Source organism: Nocardioides sp. (assembly GCA_037045645.1).
Classification (GTDB): domain Bacteria; phylum Actinomycetota; class Actinomycetes; order Propionibacteriales; family Nocardioidaceae; genus Nocardioides.
Map to the genome: position 1 here is coordinate 2,196,533 of JBAOIH010000001.1, position 19,072 is coordinate 2,215,604.

General features: G+C 65.7%; 18 protein-coding genes. 3 read left to right on the plus strand and 15 right to left on the minus strand.

The annotated features are described in order from the left end of the window. Positions 1-15 precede the first annotated feature (15 nt). From V9G04_10920 to V9G04_10955, 8 genes are all read right to left on the minus strand, one after another. Positions 16-516: a gluconokinase gene (locus tag V9G04_10920; protein ID MEI2713771.1), complete on the minus strand. Its 501-nt coding sequence runs from the start codon at positions 514-516 to the stop codon at positions 16-18. Further along, positions 516-1,907, minus strand: coding sequence for a GntP family permease (locus V9G04_10925; GenBank protein MEI2713772.1), 1,392 nt, complete (start codon positions 1,905-1,907; stop codon positions 516-518). Before V9G04_10925 ends, V9G04_10920 begins: the two co-directional genes overlap by 1 nt. A gap of 198 nt (positions 1,908-2,105) precedes the next feature. After that, complete coding sequence (locus V9G04_10930) at positions 2,106-2,600, minus strand: hypothetical protein (GenBank protein MEI2713773.1); 495 nt, start codon at positions 2,598-2,600, stop codon at positions 2,106-2,108. A 41-nt stretch (positions 2,601-2,641) separates the two neighbouring features. Then, positions 2,642-2,791 (minus strand): hypothetical protein, encoded by a 150-nt coding sequence (locus V9G04_10935; protein ID MEI2713774.1) that lies wholly within the window; start codon positions 2,789-2,791, stop codon positions 2,642-2,644. Positions 2,792-2,985: 194 nt separating this feature from the next. Further along, positions 2,986-3,333: a zinc ribbon domain-containing protein YjdM gene (locus V9G04_10940; GenBank protein ID MEI2713775.1), complete on the minus strand. Its 348-nt coding sequence runs from the start codon at positions 3,331-3,333 to the stop codon at positions 2,986-2,988. A gap of 21 nt (positions 3,334-3,354) precedes the next feature. Next, on the minus strand, positions 3,355-3,915 hold the full coding sequence (locus V9G04_10945; protein ID MEI2713776.1) for a hypothetical protein: 561 nt from the start codon (positions 3,913-3,915) through the stop codon (positions 3,355-3,357). Between the two features lie 144 nt (positions 3,916-4,059). Next, complete coding sequence (iolC, locus tag V9G04_10950) at positions 4,060-5,001, minus strand: 5-dehydro-2-deoxygluconokinase (protein ID MEI2713777.1); 942 nt, start codon at positions 4,999-5,001, stop codon at positions 4,060-4,062. Then, positions 4,899-6,596 (minus strand): CoA-acylating methylmalonate-semialdehyde dehydrogenase, encoded by a 1,698-nt coding sequence (locus V9G04_10955; GenBank protein MEI2713778.1) that lies wholly within the window; start codon positions 6,594-6,596, stop codon positions 4,899-4,901. Before V9G04_10955 ends, iolC begins: the two co-directional genes overlap by 103 nt. Positions 6,597-6,712: 116 nt before the next feature. On the opposite strand from V9G04_10955, the gene V9G04_10960 reads away from it, so the two are divergent. From V9G04_10960 to V9G04_10970, 3 genes are all read left to right on the plus strand, one after another. Continuing rightward, complete coding sequence (locus V9G04_10960; GenBank protein MEI2713779.1) at positions 6,713-7,477, plus strand: GntR family transcriptional regulator; 765 nt, start codon at positions 6,713-6,715, stop codon at positions 7,475-7,477. A gap of 115 nt (positions 7,478-7,592) precedes the next feature. Further along, entirely contained in the window at positions 7,593-8,681 is a 1,089-nt protein-coding gene (locus V9G04_10965; GenBank protein ID MEI2713780.1) for a transaldolase family protein, read from the plus strand. Between the two features lie 13 nt (positions 8,682-8,694). Next, the gene (locus V9G04_10970) at positions 8,695-9,540 is read left to right on the plus strand and encodes an NAD(P)H-binding protein (protein MEI2713781.1); all 846 of its coding nucleotides are present in this window, start codon (positions 8,695-8,697) and stop codon (positions 9,538-9,540) included. Here the strand turns inward: V9G04_10970 and V9G04_10975 are convergent. The 7 genes from V9G04_10975 to V9G04_11005 form a co-directional block, all read right to left on the minus strand. Then, positions 9,510-10,550, minus strand: coding sequence for an ROK family protein (locus V9G04_10975; GenBank protein ID MEI2713782.1), 1,041 nt, complete (start codon positions 10,548-10,550; stop codon positions 9,510-9,512). The genes V9G04_10970 and V9G04_10975 overlap by 31 nt on opposite strands. Before the next feature lie 243 nt (positions 10,551-10,793). After that, a complete protein-coding gene (locus V9G04_10980) occupies positions 10,794-11,048 on the minus strand; it encodes a hypothetical protein (GenBank protein ID MEI2713783.1) in 255 nt (84 codons plus the stop codon). 22 nt (positions 11,049-11,070) lie between these two features. After that, complete coding sequence (locus V9G04_10985) at positions 11,071-12,120, minus strand: DMT family transporter (GenBank protein ID MEI2713784.1); 1,050 nt, start codon at positions 12,118-12,120, stop codon at positions 11,071-11,073. 11 nt (positions 12,121-12,131) lie between these two features. Further along, on the minus strand, positions 12,132-13,643 hold the full coding sequence (locus V9G04_10990; protein MEI2713785.1) for an aldehyde dehydrogenase family protein: 1,512 nt from the start codon (positions 13,641-13,643) through the stop codon (positions 12,132-12,134). Between the two features lie 56 nt (positions 13,644-13,699). Beyond that, positions 13,700-15,454 (minus strand): cobalamin-dependent protein, encoded by a 1,755-nt coding sequence (locus tag V9G04_10995; protein ID MEI2713786.1) that lies wholly within the window; start codon positions 15,452-15,454, stop codon positions 13,700-13,702. A 120-nt stretch (positions 15,455-15,574) separates the two neighbouring features. After that, a complete protein-coding gene (locus tag V9G04_11000; protein MEI2713787.1) occupies positions 15,575-17,395 on the minus strand; it encodes a hydantoinase/oxoprolinase family protein in 1,821 nt (606 codons plus the stop codon). 131 nt (positions 17,396-17,526) lie between these two features. Beyond that, positions 17,527-18,846, minus strand: a complete 1,320-nt coding sequence (locus V9G04_11005) for an aspartate aminotransferase family protein (GenBank protein MEI2713788.1) — start codon at positions 18,844-18,846, stop codon at positions 17,527-17,529. Positions 18,847-19,072 lie beyond the last annotated feature (226 nt).

Genomic DNA, 19,072 nt, shown 5'->3' on the forward strand with positions numbered 1-19,072 from the left:
TCCGGACGGATCAGGTCAGCGGCCGTCCAGCCGCTCGAGCACCTCGGCGATGACGTCGTCGAGGGGCGCCGAGATGTCGACGGTCACGCCGTTCTCGTCGGGAGCGAGGTCCTCCAATGTGGCGAACTGGGACTGCAACAGGCTGGCCGGCATGAAGTGCTCACGCGCGTTCACCCGCTCGGTGATCACGTCGGCGGTCCCGGCCAGATGTACGAACACGGTGTCCGGGGAACCCTCACGCAGGACGTCCCGATAGGCCCGGCGCAGCGCCGAACACGAGACCCCGGTGCCCTGACCTGCGGCGGCGTGACGGGCGGTCCAGGCGGCGAGCTCGCGAAGCCAGGGCCATCGGTCCTCGTCCGTCAGGGGTGTCCCGCTCGACATCTTGTCGATGTTGGCCTGCGGGTGGAACTCGTCACCTTCGGCGAAGACAAGACCGAGCGCGTCGGACACCGGTCGTCCGACAGCACTCTTGCCGGTGCCGGAGACGCCCATGAACACGACATGTCGAGGCATCAACCCACCATCCAGAGGCCCAGAGCCAAGACGAACGCGGTGAGGCCGAGGGTCGTCTCCATCACCGTCCAGGTCCGCAGCGTGACCGACTCGGAAAGGCCGAAGAAGCGACTGACCAGCCAGAAGCCGGAGTCGTTGACGTGGGAGAGCACGGTCGCTCCGGCGGCGATCGCGACCACCAGCGCTACGCCCTGGAGGGTGGAGATCTCAGGGTTGCCGAGCACTCCGGGCGAGAGCAGGCCGGCCGTCGTGGTGAGCGCGACCGTGGCAGAGCCCTGGGCCACTCGCAGTCCGGTAGCGATGAGGAACGCGGCCAAGATCAGCGGCATACCCATGTCGTTGAGCGAGTCAGCCAGAGCATTGCCGATGCCGGTGTAGCGCAACACGCCGCCGAACATGCCACCGGCACCGGTGATCAGGATGATCGCGCAGATCGGACCGAGGGCGTCGTTGAGAAGCCCCTCCACATCCCGGTTGCTGCGGCCCAGCCGCAGGCCCAGCGCCCACATCGAGGCGAACACGGTGATGAGCAGAGCAATGGCGGTCGTACCGAGAAGTTTGAGCATGCCAACCCACCAGGCGTCGCCGTCGATAGTGCCGGTCGTGGCAAGAGTGCTGACCACCGTGTTGAGGGAGATGAGCACCAAGGGGAGCAGCAGGATGCCCAGGACGGTGCCGAAGGTGGGCGAACGGGCATCCGTCGGCTCGGGCGAGTCATTGATGTCGCCGAGGATCGTGGCGGGGATGTCGATGTCGAACTTCTTGCCTGCCCACTTGGAGAACAAGTAGGAGCCGACGTACCAGGTGACCACCGCGACCGGAATGCCGATCAGGGTCGTGACGCCGATGTTGACGCCCAGCAGGTCCGCCGCGGTGACTGGGCCGGGGTGAGGCGGGATGATCGCGTGCATGGCGGCGAAGGCACCCGCCGAGGGCAGCGCGTAGAAGAGCAGCGATCCGCCGAAGCGCCGCGCCACCGTCAAGATGATCGGCAAGAACACGACCAGACCTGCGTCGAAGAAGATCGGGAAGCCGAAGAGCAGCGAGGCGACACCCAGCGCCAACGGTGCGCGCTTCTCCCCGAAGCCCGCGATCAGCGTGTCGGCCAACTTCTGAGCGCCCCCTGACACCTCCAGCAGGCGCCCGATCATCGCGCCCAGTGCGACCAGGAGGGCCACCGACGCCAGGGTGCTGCCGAAGCCGCCGAGCAGGACGGCGGGGATGTCGCCCATCGGGATCTTGGCTGCGACGGCGGTCAGCACGCTGACCAGCACCAGAGCGAGGAAGGCATGGAGCTTGATCCTCATGATGAGAAAGAGCAGCACCGCCACGGCCAGAGCCGCGATCAGCAGGAGGGGCCCGGTGCCGTACGCCGGAGTCATCGGTTCCATGCCGACCAGTCTGCCGTGCTCATGCCGTGGTGGCGAGGGCGACCACGACATGAGCCAGAGCGGCGGCACTCGCCGTCGTCATGACCGTGTTGGACGAGTTGGCGAACCGCTTCACGGGATATCAACTGGCCAGACCCGGCGGTTTGGGTTGGGCGATGGCTGCGATCAGCTCATCGTCGAGCGGCGCCTGGGGTCCCGCTACCCGGCGGGACCAGAGTGGCGGTGAAGAGTGGCCAGGTCATGCAGGTCGACGCCACGCAGCTGGTAGCCGCTGTGGAAGTAGCGTTGCCCTTCAGCGGTGTAGCAGGGGACGGTGCGGTTCTCGAGCTGTCCGGTCGTGAACCACTCGCTGCGGAAGTGCCACCACGTTCCATCGGGTGCCTGCTGTCGCGCGTCCCCCGACGGGTCGAGCTGCAGCGGGTGAAGGTCGACCACGCGACCGTCGGATGCCTCCAACTCGAGGCGAGTCGGGCGCTCGTCAAGCCTTTCGTGATAGCCGAGGTCCTCGAGGGCTGCGATGAGTTCGTCTTCGCGGCTGGCGTCGAAGTCGACGTCGACGTCTTGGTGGTCTCTCGTCTGTTGCCCGACCAGCGCGTCGATCCCCCATCCTCCTTCCAGCCAATAACGGCATCCGATGGACTCGATGACATCGAGCACCTGCATCAGGTCCTTCAAGGGCATCGTCGGATTCACGGACCTAGGGTAGGCGAATCCGCTGCAGCCAACCGGGAGGCTCAGTGGTGACCCTTGAGCACCATGCGCAGGTTGATCACGGCAAACCTGACGGCCTGTCGTACGACGCTCTTGCGGCACCGCAGCCTGCGCTCCGTCGGCAGCGGCGAGCGACTGAGATCGGCGACGGGTTCATCGATGGATTCAGACATGTCGATCACTCCGGGATGAACTGCCAGCCCCAGCGGGCCTTGGCCTTGTGGATGAACAAGTGATGCAACATCAGCTTGGCCCAATGGCCAGCCAGGCCGATCTCGCCTCTCGTGTTGGCCGTCATCGCCTCCTGGTTCAAGCTGGCGCCGTGGGTGCGCAGGTGCCGGTAGCACGTCTGCGCCGGCGTGGCGGCTCAGGCCTTCTTGACCACGCTCGACTTGAGTTGCATGGGGCCAAACCCCTCGACGTTGGCTTCGAGGTCATGGTCGCCGACACCATCAACGAGTCGGATGCTGCGGACCTTGGTGCCGGCCTTGATCGGCTTCGGCGCGCCTTTGACCTTGAGGTCCTTCACGATCGTGACATCGTCGCCGTCCGCCAGCACATTGCCAACCGCGTCCCGGATCACTCGGCCGGGCTCGGCGGCAGAGGCGGAGTCCGCGGGGTCCCACTCGTGCCCGCACAGTGAGCAGACCGTGAGGCCGCCGAGTTCATAGGTGTGTTCACTCGCGCACTCGGGGCAGGTCGGTTGGTCACTCACTGCGCCATTGTCTCAGGTGACCTAGGTCGACATCTCGCGGCGGCCGATCAGCCTCACGCCCGCGCAGGCGAACACCACGGCGATGCCGGCGAGGATCAGGCTCTCGCGGCGCCACGCTTGCGTGAATGGCCCGTGCCTGATCAGCCACTCCGGCAGCCCTAGCAGGGTCCCGAGGAGGGCGACGACCGCGCCGGCTGCCAGCAGTAGCCACAGGATCGAGAACGCCCGCGGCGCGATGGCTACCATCAGGGTCGCCACTGCGACGAACAGCACGGCCACCGGCCATTGCCCGAGGACCTGTTGTACGGCGTGCGTGCGGGTAGCCCCGAGAGCGGGCGCCGAGAGGGCGGCACCGCCAGCAGCGGCGAGCAGCAGCACCGCCACACCGACGGCCGCCGCGATGGTCCGAGAGGCCAGCAGGCCGCGCGGTCTCAGGCCGGTTCCCCGGAGCAACTCGATCAGCCCCTCGGACTCGTCCCGGACAATGCCCGCCATCACCGAGAGGCCACGAGCGGTGGCGAGTAAGGCCGCCAGAACGCCCGCGTAACGCAGGTAGGCCGGGGCCGGATCAGCCGCGGCCATGGGAGCAGACGCCGGACAGTACAACGGCAGGGTGGTGAGAGGCAGACATACGGCTCCAAGATCATCAAGCGGGACACGCTGACCTCGGAGCCACTAGGCGTCAACGAGTTCAGCGCAGGGCGTACGCGACGTGACGCTTGTCGATCAGCACGATGAATACCCTTCGCCTGGGCAATGCCGATCAGGCGGGGGCGCCTCCCGCGCCGCGATCAGCGAGTCCACCTCCGCCTTCGTCGGCATCGCCTCGGCACAGGCCAGTCGCGAGGCCACCAGCACGCCCGCGGCATTGCCATAGGCGGCACAGCGGACCGGGTCCCACCCCGAGAGCAGCCCGTGGACGAACGCCCCGCCGAAGGCATCGCCCGAGCCGAGGCCACACACGACCTCGACTTGGTGGGGCGCGACGACCTGACGCTGATGTGCGGTGGCCACGAGTACACCCTGGGCGCCGAGCTTGACGACCGCGATCTCGACACCCTTGCCGAGCAGCCGGTCGGCGGCCTCGTGTGCGTCCCGGGTCCCGACCGCCACCTCGACCTCGTCACAGTTGCCGATCGCGACGGTGACGCAGTCGAGCATGCGGGCGAAGTAGGCGCGCGCCTCCCCCACCGACGACCAGAACCTCTCCCGCCAGTCGAGGTCGAGGATGGTCCAGCGCCCCGAGCCGGGTTGGGGTCTGTTGCGTCGTTGCAGGATCTCCAGCTGGGTCGACCGGGCCGGTTCCACGCTGACACCGGTGCCCGTTACCCACAGCACCGTGGCCGATGAGATCGCGTTCCAGGGAACATCAGCGGAGGTGAGGGTGTGGTCGGGGGCGATCGGCGACCGATAGAAAGTCAACGGCGGGTCCTCCGGGGGATCGAGCGCACAGAAGACGACCGGTGTCTGCAGATCGGGGGCCGCCCCGACGAAGGCCGTGTCCACGGCGAGCCGGGCCAGCTCCTCGCGGACAAACTCCCCGAACCCGTCAGCCCCGACCTTGGTCAGGACCGCGGAGCGGTGGCCGAGTCGCGCCGCGGCCACCGCCACGTTAGTGGCAGTGCCACCCAGGGACCTGGCGAAGGTCCGCACGTCCTTGAGAGGCACTCCGGACTGCTCCGGATAGAGATCCACGCCCACTCGCCCCACCGTGAGCAGATCCAGGGGCGACATGGGTCCTCCAGTCCGGTGTGCTCTCGGCCGTTCAGTTGGCGGTCGGGAAGTGGAAGCTTCGCCCCGCTGTCGTGGCTCACCTGGGGCCACCGAGAGGTGACGACCTTGGCCCGAGTGTAGAACCCGACGCCCTCAGGCCCATGGACGTGCTGGTCGCCGAACAGCGAGTCCTTCCAGCCACCGAAGGAATAGAAGGCCATCGGCACCGGGATCGGCACGTTGATGCCGATCATGCCGACGTGGACTCCGCGCTGGAAGCGGCGGGCCGCCTCACCGGAGTTGGTGAAGATCGCCGTGCCGTTGCCGAAGGGGTTGCTGTTGATCAGTTCGATGGCCTCGTCGACGGAGTCGCTGCGCACGACCGAGAGCACTGGCCCGAAAATCTCCTGCTGATAGACGTCCATCTCGGTGGTGACCTCGTCGATCACCGTTGGCCCGACCCAGAACCCGTCCTCATAGCCGTCGACCGAGAGCCCCCGGCCGTCAACCGCCAGACGTGCTCCCTGCGACTCCCCGCTGTCGATGAGTCCCAGGATCCGCTCCTGGGCCTGCTTGGTCACCACCGGGCCCATTTCGCTGGCCGAGTCCCGACCGGAGCCGACCTTGACCGTGCGCGCCCGCTCGCTGACTGCATCGACGATGCGGTCAGCGGCCGAACCCACTGCGACGGCTGCTGAGATCGCCATGCACCTCTCGCCCGCGGAGCCGAAGGCCGCGGCAGAGAGGTGGTCCGCGGCGAAGTCCAGCTCGGCGTCGGGCATCACGATGGCGTGGTTCTTGGCTCCGCCGAGGGCCTGCACCCGCTTGCCGTTGGCGGTCCCGCGCTCGTAGATGTACTTGGCGATCGGGGTGGAGCCGACGAAGGAGACCGCAGCCACCCGGGGCGAGTCGAGGATCGTGTCGACCGCGAGCTTGTCGCCGTGCACGACGTTGAAGACGCCGTCCGGCAGCCCCGCCTGCTTCCACAACTCGGCCAACATTACTGCTGCGGAGGGATCGCGCTCGCTGGGCTTGAGCACGAAGGTGTTTCCGCAGGCGATGGCGACGGGGAACATCCACATCGGCACCATGGCCGGGAAGTTGAAGGGTGTGATGCCAGCAACCACACCGAGCGGCTCGCGGAAGGAGAAGGTGTCGATGCCGGTGGACACCTGGTCGGAGTAGTCGCCCTTGAGCATGCTGGGGATCCCGCACGCGAACTCGACGACCTCGAGACCACGCTGGACCTCCCCGAGTGCGTCGGAGAGGACCTTGCCGTGCTCGTCGGTGATCGCAGCGGCGATCCGCTCGGCGTTTGCGTTGACCAGCTGACGGAAGGCGAAGAGGACCTTGGTCCGGGCGCTGACCGAGGTCTGCGACCACCTCGGGAAGGCCTGCCACGCCGACTCGATCGCCGCTTCGACGTCCGCCTTGGAGCCCAGCAGCACCTCGGCCTGCTGCTGCCCGGTCGCGGGGTTGAAGACGGGGGCGGTGGACTCGGAGTCGCCGGCGAACGCCTCGCCGCCGACCCAGTGGGAGATGGTGGTCATGGGTAGCTCCTCAAGTCTGATCTTTTGTCCTTACAATCCTACATCCTGACCACTCGCGTCAAGAACCGGCGAGAGGACATCCCGCTTCGGAGCTCTTGACCTGACATACTGACTTAATGACCGCCAAACTCGACTCGTCGGACGAGGTTCTCCGCAACTTCACGATCGACCGGCGCAGCCCGGTGCCGCTCTATCATCAGGTCGCTGAATATCTGGAGACGGCGATCGTGGCCGGGGACATCCCCCAGGGGACGCTGTTCGAGAACGAGATCGATCTCGCCGACGCACTCGACCTGTCTCGTCCCACGCTGCGGCGGGCGATGCGCCAACTCTCCGAGAAGGGCCTGATCGTGCGCCGCCGCGGCATCGGCACCCGTGTCGTTCAGCCCAAGGTACGCCGCCCCCTCGAGCTCACCAGCCTCTATGACGACCTCAGCCGAGGCGGGCAGAAGCCGACGACCCGCGTCTTGTCCTTCGACCGCGTCGTCGCAACCTCGGAGGTGGCCCAGCATCTACGGGTGGCGAAGGGCGCCGAGGTGGTGGCGCTGAAGCGGCTGCGCCGAGCGGGGCGGAGCCCGATCGCCGTGATGACCAACTACCTTCCCGGCGATCTGGTGCGGTTCACGGCAGAAGACCTGGCGACTCGTGGTCTCTACCAGCTGATGCGGCAGTCGGGCGTCCAGCTCTTCTCCGCGGTCCAGGTTGTGGGCGCGCGCAACGCGACTGAAGAGGAGGCGGCCCTGCTCCGTGAGCCGGCGGGCGCCGCCCTGCTCACCATGCAGCGCGATACCATGGACGAGGACGGCATCATCGTCGAATACGGCACTCACGTCTATGCGGCGAGCCGCTACAGCTTCGAGACTCGGCTGACCCTCCCCTAGCCACCAGTCGGCAGCACCCGACCGCTCGTGACGGCAGTTACACGTTATGACTCTTGCGCCCAACTTTGTTCTTACATACGATCTATCTTAGAATTTGACTTCAGAGGAGAACGAGATGGCAGCTGGCATGGATCTGACCCCTGGCCCTCTGGCCGACATGGTCCGCAATACCCCGACAGTGCTGTGGAACGACTCGGCCGACCTGGTGGAACTGCGGGAGTCCATCGGCTTCGGCGCCGTGGGCGCCACCTGCAACCCGGTGATCGCCTACACCACGATCAACCGCTGGCGGGACATCTGGACGCCGCGGATCCGCGAGATCGCCGACGCCAACCCGACGATGGGCGAGGCCGGCATCGGGTGGGCCGCCGTGCGGCAGATGTCGGTCGAGGCCGCCGAGCTCCTGTACCCGATCTTCGAGCAGCACGCGGGCCGCAACGGCCGGCTGTCGATCCAGACCGACCCCCGGTTCCACCGCGACGCCGCCGCCCTGGCCGACCAGGCCGAGGAGTTCGCCAAGTTGGCCCCCAACATGATCGTTAAGATCCCGGCCACCGAGGTGGGCATCGCGGCCATGGAGGAGGCCACCTATCGCGGCGTCAGCATCAACGCGACGGTGTCGTTCAGTGTGCCCCAGGCCCTCGAGGTGGGTGCCGCTGTCGAGCGCGGGCTGAGCCGGCGCGAGGCCGAGGGCCTCGACATCTCATTGATGGGTCCCGTGGTCACCATCATGGTCGGCCGACTCGACGACTGGCTCAAGGTCGCCGTCGAGCGCGACGGCATCGACATCGAGAAGGCCCATCTGGAGTGGGCCGGTGTAGCCGCCTTCAAGCGGGCCTATCAGGTCTTCCAGGAGCGTGGCTACCGCGCCCGGCTGCTCTCGGCCGCCTTCCGCAACCTCCTGCAGTGGAGCGAGCTGATCGGCGGCGACGTGGTCATCTCGCCGCCCTTCTCCTGGCAGCAGAAGATCCAGGAGTCTGGCATTGCCGCGACCCCCAGGATCGACATCCCGGTCGACGAGGAGATCCTGGCCTCCCTCAACCGGATCGAGGATTTCCGGCGAGCCTATGAGCCCGACGGCATGAGCATGGCCGAGTTCGCGTCCTTCCCGCCGACGCTGCGGACGCTGCGGCAGTTCCTCGCCTCTGACGCCGACATGGACGCCCTGGTGCGCGACGTGATCGTGCCCAACCCCGAGAGTTGAGCCGAGGCCTGTCGTGACCAACGTGACCGTGCTGGGCGCGACCGGAACCACCGGACGCCTGGTCTCCAGCACGCTGCAGACACAAGGGCACAGCGTCCGGCGGGCATCACGGACCAGTGAGATCCGCTTCGACTGGGACGATCACTCCACCTGGGAAGCCGCCGTGAGCGACTCGACATCCGCCTATGTCGTCGCCGACGAACGTGTCGGCGGCGTCGAGCGGCTCAGCGAGCTGCTCCGGCTGGCTTCCCGTCGCGGCACGGAGCGCGTCGTCCTGCTCTCCGCCCGCGACTGGATCGACCACGACCTGCCCGACGGACACCTGCGCGAAGACGCGGTCAGGGCCAGCGGGCTGGAGTGGACGATCCTGCGCCCCGCGTGGTTCGCCCAGAACTTCCACACCGCGCCGGCCTTCGCCCACGGGATCGCAGCCGGGCGGCTTCCCTTCAACAGCAGCGACGGCGCGACCCCCTTCGTCGACGCTGCCGACATCGCCGCGGTCGCCGCTGCGGCGCTCACCGAGCCGGGTCACCACGAGCGGCACTACGAGCTGAGCGGGCCCCGCTCGCTCACGGTGCCCGACGTCGTCCGGATCATCGGAGCGGCCATCGGACGCGAGGTGACACCGGTCCCCGCTGACGAGGACTCCTATCAGCGCTTCCTGCGTGATCTCGGGTACGACGATGCCGGCATCCACGCGATGCTCTTCTTCGGCCGAGCGATGCGGGCTGGAGAACTCGACTATGTCTCGTCGGGAGTCCCGGACGCGTTGGGTCGTCCGGCCACGGCGTTCGAAGACTTCGCCGCCGCTGCTGCTGCGCGCGAACCTCAGCGCGGCACGAGCTGGAACTGCAACTGATCCAGGATCACCCGGACCAGGCCACTGACATAGAAGTCGGCCACGTTGTTGTCGGCCAGCAGCCTCGGCATGTGCCGGGTGGACAGGATCGGCTCGCAGCGCTCCCGGATCGCCACCAGGTCGGCATCGTTGACGCCGTTGCCCATCAGCATCACGAACTCCGGGTCAATCGTGCCGGCGGTGATCAGGACCATCCGGGCCGCCAGCTCCCGGAAGGCCGCCGGGTCGTCCAGTGCATCCATCTGGGATGCCTGCGTAACTCCGAAGCCTTCGGCGATATAGAACAGCTCCCCCGCAGACTTCGAGTGGCCCCGCAGCGGCTTGCCGTCGATGACGAACCCGCAGCCCACACAGTTGTCCCGGGGGAAGAGCAGGGTCGCGTGATCGCCACCCTGATGAGGGACCGTGTGATAGACACCGGTGGCGATGAAGAGCATGTCGTTACCGACCTCGATGGCCAGCCCGAACTTCTCTCGCAGCCGTTCCTCGATGTCGATCCCGACCAGCGACTGCACATCGCACCGCTCGATCACGCCATCGAGGGTGATCCCGGGGATGCCCAGGGCGATGCCACTGATCAGTCTGTCGGTGGAGAGCTGATCGGCGATGAACGCCTCGATCGTGGAGCAGGTGATCTCGTCGAGCTGCCGCTCGCCGCGTCGCAGGATCTCACCGACCGCGTTGGCCACGGCTAAGGAGATAGTGGGGCGACCGCCTTCGGCGGTGACGTTGACGACCAGAGCGTGCAAGTGGTCGGGGTTGTAGCGATATCGGCTTGCAGGCCGCCCGACATAACTGTCCTCCTGTGACACGTGGAGGGTTTCGCCGTCGGCCAGCATCTCGTTGAGGATGGTGTTGCAGGTCGACACGCTGAGGCTGGTCCAGCGGGATACCTCGGCCTTGGTGAACGTCTCGCGCTGCTGGATCGCCCGCCGGATCCGCTCCCGGTTGAGCTGTCGGACTTCGGGGGTACTGCGCAGCGTCTGCTTGTTCTTCGTGCTGCGCGCCATCGTCTCGTCTCCGGTGAAATTGGACCGATCCAGACTAGCATTGGGACCACGTTCCGGTTGAATCTTTGATGAGCGCTCCGACAGCCTGGTCGGCATCGTTCGTTCCGCTCCGTTGATCGGCCCCGTTGATCGGCCCCGTTGATCGGCCCCGTTGATCGGCCCCGTTGATCGGCCCCGCCCTCCACGGAGAGACTCCGTGGAGGGCGGGGCCTTGGATGACTCCTGAGTGCAGCGACCGTTCCCTCAGCGCGTGAGGTACTTGCCGCGGGACCGGCCGTAGTCGGTCATCTCATAGGTGATCTTCAGATCATCGCCATCCATCGCGAGGTCGGAGGCCTTCATGAAGGTGACCCCGACGAACGCGTCGAAGTACTCCTCGACGAGCTTCCGGTTGAACATGCGCTCCTTGCCATAGTCGGGCTCGAGCACACTCATCGCGTCTTCGACCGTGATTCCGCGGTCCTGCTTGATCGCGTATTCCAGGATGCGTGACTTCATAGGCAGCAACATGTCCGGTCCCCTATTCCGTGTTCCGCAGGTTGACAAGTTCGGACGGCTTGCTGATCACCAGCAGCAGACCGACCACCACGATGATCGCCCCGATAATGCCGAAGGCCGTCACCGAATAGGCAGCGACTCCCATCGCAGCGAAGAGATAGCCGAGCGGGATGCTCCACACCGGACGCGAACTGTCGATCGCCAGTGTGCGGGATGGACCGGTCCGGTTGAACGCGAGGTAGGCCGCGTTGTAGTTGATCGCTCCAAGCAGCCCCATGATCGCTACGAAGAGAAGCAGCTTCGGCGTGGTGAGCGCGATGTCCAGGATGGTCCCGAACTCGGAGAGGTTGCCCGTGCCGGCCGACAGCAGGAACATCGCCGTGAGGCCGACCGCCGCCGAGCCGAAGCAACGGTAGAGGCCGCAGCCGACGTTGGGATCGATGATGTCACCGGCATACGTCGAGAGCTGTGCCTCGAGGGTGAACCCGATCGGCGCCATCAGGGCGAGGACGACGCCCAGCCAGAAGTTTGTCCCGCCCTCACCTTCTGACCAACCGGCGATGACCACGCCGATCACGGTGATGATGACGCCAAGGTAGACCCGGGAACTGACGTTCTCCTTCAGCACGAACCGGCTGACGATGACCGTCAGCACCGGCCCGAGCGAGGTGATGACCGCGACCATAGTAAGGCCGGCGAATGGCGTGGCGGCCATCCATAGACCGGTGGCCATCGGCCCGGCGATGGCCGCGGCCAGCAGCATCATCCAGGAGATCTTCAAACCCATCGTCCGCTTGTACTCGGGGATGCCCTTCCCCTTGGAGAGGTTGTACAAGAAGCTGAAGATGCCGGCGAAGACGTCGGCGAGGCCGATAAGCGTGATCGAGGTGATGATGCTGAGCAGCACGACCTCTGCCAGGGACTTGGTGACCGACTCGGTCACCGACACGTTGAAGATGTTCTGCAGGATCGCGGTCAAGGGCATCAGCAGAGCGATCTTCATTCCGCTGGTGGCCATCCGGATCTTCCGCGCCGAGTACGCCTGTTCCGCAGTGAGAGTCGATGTACTCATGGGGTGATCGCCTACCTCTGGATCAGCTCTTCGGCCAGTTTCCTGACCTCTGAGGTGTAGCGCTCGAAGGCCAGGAAGTCGCCCATGCCGTCCTCGTGCTCATAGAGCCGCTCCTTGGGCGACACGTCGCAGAAGCCATAGGTCTTGAGCCGGGAGAATTCAGCGCAGGTATAGCCGCCGCCTTCGACCCCGATGCCGGTGCTCTTGGTGCCGCCGAAGGGCTGGTCGTTGTGGCGCAGCGCACTGGAGCCGTTGACCCAGACCGCTGAGGACTCGATGTTCTCGGTGAAGTAGTAGGCCTTCTTCAGGTCCTTGGTCACGACCGATGCGCTGAGGCCATACATGCTCTGGTTGGCGATCTCGATCGCTTCTGCGTCGTCCTTGAACGTGATGATCGGAACGACAGGGCCGAACACCTCCATGTCCTTGGCGATGTCCATGTCCTTGGTGACGTTGTCGATGATCGTCACGTCCATGGCCGCGCCGTCGCGCTTGCCGCCGTAGATGACCTTGCCGCCCTGGGCGACGGTGTGCTCGATCTGCTTCTCGACTCGGATCGCCGAGGCCTCGTCGCGAAGCCGGGTCAGGTCGGCGGTGGGATCGGTGGCGTGGCCGCGTTTGAGACCCTCGCAGAACTTGATCAGGCACTGGACGAACACGTCCTTGGCCTTCTCGTGGACGATGGTCCGCTTCGGGGATGCGCACACCTGGCCGTTGTTCTCGATGATCCGGCCCCAACCGAGGCATTCGATGGCCTTGACCATCTGCTCGGGGTCCGAGGCGACCTCCTCGGTGATGATCAGTGGGTCGTTGCCGCCCAGCTCGAGGTGGACGTTCTTGATGGTGGGCGCTGCGGCCGTCATCATCGCGCTGCCGGTCGCGGTGCTGCCGGTCATGGCGATGCATGCAACCTTGGGATGGGTCAGCAGGCTCTCGGTACAGTCCTCGTTGCTGGCGGTGATGAACTGCAGGCACTCCTTGGGCACGCCAGCCTCGTGGGCCAGGTCGACGATCAGCTTGACGCAGTTGGCGGCCTGGTTGTCGGCCTTGACGATGCAGGTGTTCCCCATCAGCAGAGCTGGCACGATCTTCTGCATGGTGAGCTCGGCCGGGTAGTTGAAGGGAATGATGCAGGCGATCACGCCGAGCGCCTCACGCTTGACGAAGACCGAGTGGTTCTCATAGCCCTCGGAGCTGTCGCAGAGCACCTCGCCGTACAAGTGTTTGCCGACCTCGATGTTCGCGCGCCCGATCTCGGCGGCATAGGTCGTTTCGGCACGCGACTGGAGGATCGGCTTGCCCATCTCCTTGGACATGAACTGCGCGATGTCCTCGCGGCGCTCATCAATGAGGTCGCAGAACCGATAGAGGATCTGGCCGCGCTCGAAGGTGGGCACACGCTCCCACCGAGGCTGCGTGGCGAAGGCGACCTCGACCATTTGCGCGATCTCAGCGCTGTCATAGAAGGGGACCTGTCCCACCAGTTCGTCGGTGGAGACGTCGATGACGTCAAGGGTCTTCATCTGTGGATACCTTCCTAACTTTTTCGGGGCTATCTGGGTTTGTGGCGCTGCCCGGATCAGGCAGTGCTCATGAAGTTGACTTGCTCTTCGAAGTCGTTGGAGGCGCTGATGCCCAACTCATTGATAAGGTCGGCGACCTCGACCGGCTCGGTGTTGCCGGGCAGCATCGCGTTGAGCATCCCGCCCATGCAGATGCGATACTTCCGGCCGCGCTTCTTGGCGCTCTCCACCAGTTGGCGGGCGTAGTCGAGGCTCTGGCCGGAGTGGACCGAGACGCAGATCGCGTCGGCGCCTTCCTCGTCGGCGGCGTCGAGTAGGAACGACGGCTCCATGTTGGTACCGCAGTTGATGACGTCGGCGTTGAGCGCCGACCACACCTCGTCGACCAGCAGCAGCCCGTAACTATGACCGTCGGCGGATGCGCAAACCACCTTGGTGCCGCGCAGTGTGTTGCCGTAGCCCTTGTCTTTGAGGTCGTCGACGATCCGGCCGCGCATCTCGACGGTCTCGCGACCGAGCACCGTCGGCACGATCGGAGTGAACTCGCCGCCGTCCTGGGTGCTGGGATGGAAGGCCCGCTCGAAGGACGCCGGATCGAAGCGCCGGAGCACGACGATCATCTGCAGCGGGTCCTGGGTGTCGACTCCGGCCTCGACGAGCCCCGCCATCACGTTGTCATAGAACTTGGTGCCCTCTTCGATCAGCAGGTCGCGCATCTGCTCGAACTTGGTGAAGTCGATGATCTCGAGCCATTCCTTGGCCTTGCGCTCGACGCCGATACCGCACTTGACGATGTTGAAGAGCTCTTCGAGGGTCGGCACCCGCTGGGCCTCGGTGATGGAGACCGGGTTGATGATGGCCGGCATCTGGTACTTCAAGTTGATGACCGACTGGATCAGCATCTCCGAGGCGGCCAGTCCATAGTTGGCCTCGATGTCGTGGTCCCACTGCTCGTTGGTGGAGCCGTTGTAATAGGTGAGGAAGGGATGGTCCTCAGTGCCGTAGAGCTTCTCCATCGCCAGCGCGAAGGCCATCCGCGGCAGGATCTCCGACAGCAGTCCGCCATAACTGAGCGCCATGCGTGCGCCACACAGGTCCTCGATGATGTAGTGCTCGACCATCTCGTAGCCGACGAAGGACGCCACATCCATGAAGAAGCCCGGGAGCCCGTCCTCGGGATAGGTGATGCAGTCCAGGCCCTCGTCCCGCTTCGCCGCCAGAATCCCCATCGACCGGCACATGTCCGAGAAGCGCTCCCGCTCGTCGTGATAGCCGGGGTACTCCCAGACGAAGGTGGAGAAGCAGCCGAGCCGCGACGTACCCGCCCTGAGGGCGTACTTGGTCAACTCGAGGTTGTTGGGGCTGGCCAGGTGCCAGTCCTGCCAGCAGATGTCGACCGGCGCGGCCCCGGAGTGGGCGATCCAGTCGGGCTCGCTCTCCATCATGTAGGACGTGGGCTTGGGAGCGCCCGCCCAGTATTCGGGCTGCAGGCCCACGAGCTGGCTGGGAATCGACTGCACCGAGCGCACCTCGAAGCCGGTCCGCTTGGCGAACTCGTCGACCTTGCGGATGCCGTCGAGTTCCTCCTCCAACGTCGACAGCCCCATAAGGAGTTGATAGGTCTGCTTGCCTTTCCTCAGATTGTCCTTGCGGTATGCCAGGTGGCTGTCGAAGCCGGTCTCCTCCAAGAACCGGTTCCGGTTCCAGGGGATGTCCCGGGCCATCTCGCGGCCTTCTGCGACCAGATCTCGACCGTCCGGGAAACCGACAGGGATCAAGCTCGCCACGTACTCCCGGAACTCCTGGGACATCAGGGTCTCCTTAACCGAGGACTCAATCACTCAATAGTTCTTATTAGACTTTTAAGTTAATAAAACGTAACTTCATGGAAGATACCTTGTCAATACCCGCTTATCGCCTGCCGCGGCCGGTCAGCGATGCAGGTGGGCCGACACATGGACCACCCGTTCCACGAGGAGCTTCCGGTCCCGGCTCAAACTGGCGATCTCGAAGTCCTCGACCCGGGACTCGACCTGATGGGCGCGGCCTCGCGCCCAGTGCGCGACGAAGTCGTCGCCCGAGGCTTTGGCGGCCGCCGTCGCCGCCTCCAGGGTGGGCAGGCTGAGCCGGCCCATGGGTGAGAAGACGAGGAAGTGGCCGGTGACGGTGTCCTGCCGGATCAGGATCTCCAGGTTCTCGACGGCCTGGGCGACCGCGGCCCCGAGGGCGTTGGCGACCTCGGCGTGCTCCGGGACCTCCGGCTCGCACAATGACGTGACGCCGACTCCGGTGAGCCAGGTCGCCGCCGGGGCTCCGATCGCCACGACCGGCTTCAGCAGCCGGTAGGAGGCGCGCATGGACCGGGAGTCGGGCTCCAGGCACAGGCGATTGAGGAAATAGTCGGCCGCGCCGCCCTCGTGGAAGTCCAGGTCCTGGCGGTCGATGTAGACGGCCGCCCGGATGGCGGCCGTGTCGAGCTGCCGGCGCAGCGTGTGCTGCACCTGAGCGATGAGTTCCTCGGGGGTCTGCCCGCGCTGGTCGGCGGCGATCCGCAGGGCCAGGTCGGCCGCCTGCGGATCCCACGGCGAGTATTGACCGTTGACGTGCCAGATGTCGGTGGGCGTGAGCGAGATCCGCTGGACCACGCCATCCTGGATCAAGGTGGTCAGGATCGAGCGCAGCCCCGGCAAGGCGATGGTCTGCTCCAGATAGTGCAGGGTCCGCGGCTGATGGCGAAGCACTTCGATCATGATGCTCTCATCACCGGTGTAGCTCAGCCGCTTGTGTTTCTTCACCAGGGCGAAGGCCTCGTGGGTGCGCCGCAACCGCAGCCTGTCCCGATCCGCCCAGATTTGCTCCAGCTCCTCGACCAGCTCCGGATCGCGCGCCGCAGCCACGGAATAGCTGATCGACCGCTCCGGCCCGATCCGCAGCCGGTCCTCACTGTCGACATAGATGCGACTGTCGCCCCCCAGACCGACGGTGAAGACCTCCCCCGCACGGACATGGGTAGACCAACCGCCGACCTTGGCGCCCTCGGAGCGAATCACAAGCCGGCCCTCCGACACGTGCGCGACGTCGGTGGTGGTGCCGCCGATGTCCATCACGAAGCAGTCCGGGCGACCCGACAGGTGCACCGCCCCGATCGCGCTGGCAGCGGGGCCGGACAGGATCGTCTCGATCGGCCTGTTGTAGGCCTGCGTGTCGGCCATCAGGGTGCCGTCGCCGCGCACCATCATCAGCGGTGCGGTCACCTGATGCCGCGCCATGGCCGCCCGCACCGAGTCCATCAGCTCCCACACCAGCGGGATGAGGCGGGCGTTGAGCACGGCTGTGACCGTGCGGTCGTGGAACCCGAGCTGGCTGCTCAGTTCGTGGGCGCAGACGACGGGGACGTCGAGCAGGTCCTCGATCGCGGCGCGCACCAGAAGCTCATGCTCGGGGCTCCGGATGCTGGCATAGCCCGAGACGGCCATCGCGTCGACCTTGTCGCGAAAGGACTCCACCACCTCGTGGACCTGGGTCAGGTCGAGTTGCTCGATCAACCTACCCTTGATGTCGTGCTTGCCCTTGACCAGGGCATGACGCGGGGTGAGCACCTTGCCAGCTGGCTTGGCGCCGATCAGGATCAGCCCCTCCTTGCAGCCGCGGCCCTCCACGATGGCGTTGGTGGCCAGCGTGGTCGACAGGTTGACCAGCATGATCGTCGGCACCAGGTGGGGGGCAGCTCCGCGAAGGTTCGGTTGAGGCACTTCTTCAGGTTCTTCCGGCTGGTGAGGGTCTTGGCCTTATGGAGGACCTGCTTCGTCTCGGCATCGATGATCACGCTGTCGGTGAAGGTCCCGCCGGCGTCGATGCCCAGGATGGTGTGCATTGGTCGCCCCTAGCCCAGGGTGGCGAAAATGGAGTCCATCTTGTCCAGGGTCTCATCCATGTCGGCCATGGTGTGAGCGGTCAACAAGGCCCGGTGGGCGGGCGTGATCGACGTCGAGGTGTCATGGAACCAGAGCCCTGCCGCCGACGCGGCGGTGACGAACCTCTTGTCCATCGCCCGGTCGAACTCGGCGGCCACCCGGCGGAAGTCGAAGTCGTCCTCGGGATCCTCCACTCCGAAATAGATCGCCCAACGGGCGCCGAGGCCGCGGACATGGCCGGGCAGCTTGTGCTGGGCCAAGAGCTCATCGATCCCCCTGAACAGCCGCTCGCCCAGAGCGTCGAAGTGCTCGTAGAAGCCGGGTTCCAGCGACATCCTCATGCACTCGACGGCCGCCACGACCGGCAGCAGCGACCCGGTGTAGGTGCCGCTCATCGAGACCTTGCCGAGCGGGTTGAGGTTGTCCAAGATTTCGGCCTTGCCACCCACCAGCGCAATCGGCAGGCCGCCTCCGATGGCCTTGGCGGCAGTGGTCAGATCAGGGAGTACGCCGAACCGGACTTGGGCACTGCCCGGGCTCATCCGGAGGCCGCAGATCACCTCGTCGAAGATCAGCACGATCCCCTCGCGGGTGCAGATCTCGCGCACCGCAGCCAGGAAGTGCTCCCGTGCCTCCAGGCAGCCGCAGTTGTAGCTGATCGGCTCCAGGATCACCGCGGCGATCTGGCCGGCGTACTTCTTCACGGCGAACTCGAGCGCGTCGACGTCGTTGAAGATGACGTTGATGACATTGTCCGCCGCCTCGACGGGGAAGCCGGCGGAGTCGGGGGTGGTCTTGACCTCGCCGTGCGCATCAGCCTGGGCGACCATGTTGTGGTTGAACCAGATGTTCTCGTGCATTCCGTGGAAGTGCCCCTCGAAGCGCAGCACCAGGTTGCGGCCGGTGTGGCCGCGGGCGATCCGGAGGGCGGCTTGGGTGGCCTCAGAGCCGGTGTTGGCGAGCCGGATCTTCTCGCAGCTCGGGAAGATCTCGCGGGTCAGCTTGGCCAGCTCGAGGGTGTCCTCGGAGTCGTAGTTCATGAAGAAGCCGCGGTCGATGGCACCCACCAGCGCCTGTTTGATCCGCGGGTGGTTGTGCCCGAAGAGCGCCGCGCCCGAGCCGCCGTGGAAGTCGATGTACTCATTGCCGTCGACGTCCCAGAGCCGGCTTCCGTCGGCCCGCTCCAGATAAAGGGGATAACCGAGCGCCGCGTTGTAGCGCTGGCCGGCCGACGCCCCGCCCACGAGCAGCTGGGACGCCTCTTCGTAGAGTTCCTGGTTGCGTGACATGGCAGATCTCCGATTTCCGCTTAAGTTTATTATAAACTCTATATTAATAGCCACGCTATGGCCCGCACCCCCGGCTGTCAAGGGGCGGTCCGAGCGGGTGCCTACCCTCGCCAGAGTCCAGTGGCACGCACACATTCCGCCGCACGGTCGCCTCTTGACTCGACGACGCTGGCGCTCCCCTGCCCGAGATCACCAACCAGTTGGGCCACCAGCGACAAGAACGTCA

Bases quoted from the DNA above. Each gene is read 5' to 3' on its own strand.
- V9G04_10920 (MEI2713771.1), bottom strand. From the start codon at position 516: ATGCCTCGACATGTCGTGTTCATGGGCGTCTCCGGCACCGGCAAGAGT.
- V9G04_10925 (MEI2713772.1), bottom strand. From the start codon at position 1,907: ATGGAACCGATGACTCCGGCGTACGGCACCGGGCCCCTCCTGCTGATC.
- V9G04_10935 (MEI2713774.1), bottom strand. From the start codon at position 2,791: ATGTCTGAATCCATCGATGAACCCGTCGCCGATCTCAGTCGCTCGCCG.
- V9G04_10945 (MEI2713776.1), bottom strand. From the start codon at position 3,915: ATGGCCGCGGCTGATCCGGCCCCGGCCTACCTGCGTTACGCGGGCGTT.
- V9G04_10955 (MEI2713778.1), bottom strand. From the start codon at position 6,596: ATGACCACCATCTCCCACTGGGTCGGCGGCGAGGCGTTCGCCGGCGAC.
- V9G04_10960 (MEI2713779.1), top strand. From the start codon at position 6,713: ATGACCGCCAAACTCGACTCGTCGGACGAGGTTCTCCGCAACTTCACG.
- V9G04_10965 (MEI2713780.1), top strand. From the start codon at position 7,593: ATGGCAGCTGGCATGGATCTGACCCCTGGCCCTCTGGCCGACATGGTC.
- V9G04_10975 (MEI2713782.1), bottom strand. From the start codon at position 10,550: ATGGCGCGCAGCACGAAGAACAAGCAGACGCTGCGCAGTACCCCCGAA.
- V9G04_10980 (MEI2713783.1), bottom strand. From the start codon at position 11,048: ATGAAGTCACGCATCCTGGAATACGCGATCAAGCAGGACCGCGGAATC.
- V9G04_10985 (MEI2713784.1), bottom strand. From the start codon at position 12,120: ATGAGTACATCGACTCTCACTGCGGAACAGGCGTACTCGGCGCGGAAG.
- V9G04_10990 (MEI2713785.1), bottom strand. From the start codon at position 13,643: ATGAAGACCCTTGACGTCATCGACGTCTCCACCGACGAACTGGTGGGA.
- V9G04_10995 (MEI2713786.1), bottom strand. From the start codon at position 15,454: ATGTCCCAGGAGTTCCGGGAGTACGTGGCGAGCTTGATCCCTGTCGGT.
- V9G04_11005 (MEI2713788.1), bottom strand. From the start codon at position 18,846: ATGTCACGCAACCAGGAACTCTACGAAGAGGCGTCCCAGCTGCTCGTG.